Source organism: Rhizobium tibeticum (assembly GCF_900110205.1).
Classification (GTDB): Bacteria; Pseudomonadota; Alphaproteobacteria; order Rhizobiales; family Rhizobiaceae; genus Rhizobium; species Rhizobium tibeticum.
Genome location: NZ_FOCV01000128.1, coordinates 1 through 2,408 on the forward strand (window position 1 = coordinate 1; position 2,408 = coordinate 2,408).

3 protein-coding genes and 1 pseudogene are annotated in these 2,408 nt (G+C 59.3%); all 4 read right to left on the bottom strand.

The annotated features are described in order from the left end of the window. Window positions 1–56 precede the first annotated feature (56 nt). Window positions 57–404: pseudogene (locus tag BSG20_RS35095) on the bottom strand (type I phosphoribosyltransferase); the annotation flags it as partial. Between the two features lie 4 nt (window positions 405–408). Next, a complete protein-coding gene (locus tag BSG20_RS35100) occupies window positions 409–1,215 on the bottom strand; it encodes a pseudouridine synthase (protein ID WP_072382429.1) in 807 nt (268 codons plus the stop codon). Window positions 1,216–1,402: 187 nt separating this feature from the next. Beyond that, window positions 1,403–1,609, bottom strand: a complete 207-nt coding sequence (locus tag BSG20_RS35105) for a hypothetical protein (RefSeq protein ID WP_072382432.1) — start codon at window positions 1,607–1,609, stop codon at window positions 1,403–1,405. 137 nt (window positions 1,610–1,746) lie between these two features. Then, window positions 1,747–2,082 (bottom strand): hypothetical protein, encoded by a 336-nt coding sequence (locus tag BSG20_RS35110; protein WP_072382434.1) that lies wholly within the window; start codon window positions 2,080–2,082, stop codon window positions 1,747–1,749. Between the last annotated feature and the right edge of the window lie 326 nt (window positions 2,083–2,408).

Here is a 2,408-nt window from a genome sequence, read left to right on the forward strand (position 1 = left end):
TGAGAGCGGTCTGTTCCTGAAAGATGCGCCATGGCAAAAGCTACCACGGCAGTCTAACGTGAGGAATCCCCGACGGGGTTTTCAGACGGTCTGCCCAACTTCTGCGCCACGGCCGCTGCGAGCGTCAGGCCAAGGGTCGGTAGGCCGGCAACGACGTCGACCTCAAAAGACTGCAGCTTCTCGGCAAGCGATTGAGCCAGTACATCGAGAATTTCGAAGCTTGCCTGATTGATGATCAGGGATGCCAGCGCATGTTGGCCGTCTGCCAGCACGCGTACCGGCAACCGAAGCTGGCGCCCGTCTTCCAGCGTGGCGATATAGGATGTGGAGAAATCGCCGTCGCTCCTGAAGGTGCCCGGGCTGTGGATCTTCTGCCAAAACTCGTGCGCCGCCAATTCCGTCATGCACTCAATTCCGTCTTGCCGTTTCCATGCCTGCGCTCCTGCGCAGCTCTTTCAGTTCTGCATCCGTCAACACGCGCACTGCACCCCTCGGCAACTCGCCGAGCGCTAAACCTCCGATCGCAACCCGCACGAGGCGGAGGCATTCGACGTCCAGGGCTTCCAGCATGCGGCGGATCTGGCGGTTGCGCCCCTCATCGAGTTCGACCTCGATCCAGGCGTTCTTGTCGCCGCTCCGCAACAGCGTCGCGGACGTTGCCTTCAAAACTTCGCCGTCGTGGCGGACGCCATAAGTCATCGCAGCCAGCATTTCGCTGTCCATGATCCGGTTGACCTGGACATGGTAGGTCTTCGTGACGTGGGTGAGAGGATCGAGCAGCGTCTGGGCGAAGACCGTATCGTTGGTAAAGAGCAGCAAGCCTTCGCTCGCCTTGTCCAACCTTCCGACGGGCGAGAGATGGGGAGCTTCGAAATCGTTGAGGCAGTCATAGACCGTCGGCCGGCCCTCGGGATCATCGCGCGTCGTTACCAGTCCACGCGGTTTGTTCAACATTAGATAGATCTTCGCCTCGGCGACCACATCGGTTCCGTCGACGCGGATCTTCGCCGATGCCAGGTCCACCCAGGCGGAGATGTCGGTGACTTTACGTCCATCGACCGATACGCGGCCATCCAGGATCAACCGTTCAGCCTGCGTCCGCGAGCAGTGGCCGAGCTTGGAAAGCGCGCGCGGCAAGGTCACCCGCTTGCCGGGCTCTTCGCCGTTCGGTCTTGCGCGTTCGCGCGACTTTTGAGGTGAGCGCCGCTGCCTCACTCCGTTTCTTCCCGTCAGTTCCGTTGATCAGGTTCTGACACGAACGGGTTTAGGAAGCCAGCAAGTCGCGAAGAAAACGCGGGGACAACGAGGAACAATAAGACGTTCAAAGTGTCGAGAGGCCCAAAGCAAAGATGGCGCCGCAGGCGCCATCGATTTCGTCTTTGGGGGAGACGTCAGAAAGATCTCAGTGGCAGGCCATGAAGCCGGCGAGTTCCTGCCGGCTGATAACGACACCCGCCGCTGCTTTGATCGGGTCGGGATGCGTGTAGGACAGGCGAGGCAGTTCGGGCAGTTCAAGGGCTTGCCGCATATTCATGATGCCCACTGCCTTGCGACCGTTGACGCCATCAACGCTGACTTCGACTATAAAATGTGCTCCCTTGCTCTCCATCAATAGTCCTCCCTCTATTTTAGCCGCGGTAGTAACGACGAAACTTGGTTTTTCTAAGACCAAAGTATTACGAGCCGCATTGACCTTCAGATCAATGCGGCCCGCCATAAAAGCGCAGGTTCTGCGCTGGCGCGGTATCAGCGCCACCAGTGGTGTGGCGGCTGCTGGCTGCCGCTCAGGAGATAGCCGGCTAGAAAGCCGATGGCACCGGCGAGCGCCAGCGCGGTCGTCGTCGCCGCCGGATGCTCGCGGGCGGCGCCTGCGGCGGCCGCACCTTCGGCCCGGATCTGGGCAACGGCGCCCTTTGCGCGGGGGAGGGCGTCTTCATAGACCCTGCCGGCACGGTCGCGCACCTCGTAATAGGCTTCCGCACCCTGCGCCGAGATCATTTTCTGCAGGCGGGATACCTCTTGCTGAAGTGCCGCGATGTCCTTGCTGACGGACGCTCTGATGTCATCGGTGGTGGCAGCCATGTCTTTCTCCTTTCCTCTACACGAACGAGAACACGAAAGAGCTGCATTAGGTTCCGGGCGATTTGATCCGCGTAAGGGGGCAAATGATCCTCATTCGCCGAGTTTCAACCCGCAAACCCCACTTTTGCGCTGTCCGGATAGGACAGAAAACGGCTGGAGGCACCATCTTTGACCATTTGACAGCGGAATTTCGAAGTCCGCTGGAGCGCCGTCCGCCACCGTGAACCACGCCTCCTGAAAATCCCCGAGTTGAATCAGTGTGTTACAAAAATGTCAAAAAACTTTGGTGGGTGGTGTTGACTTCAAAACGGGGTAGGATCTATAAG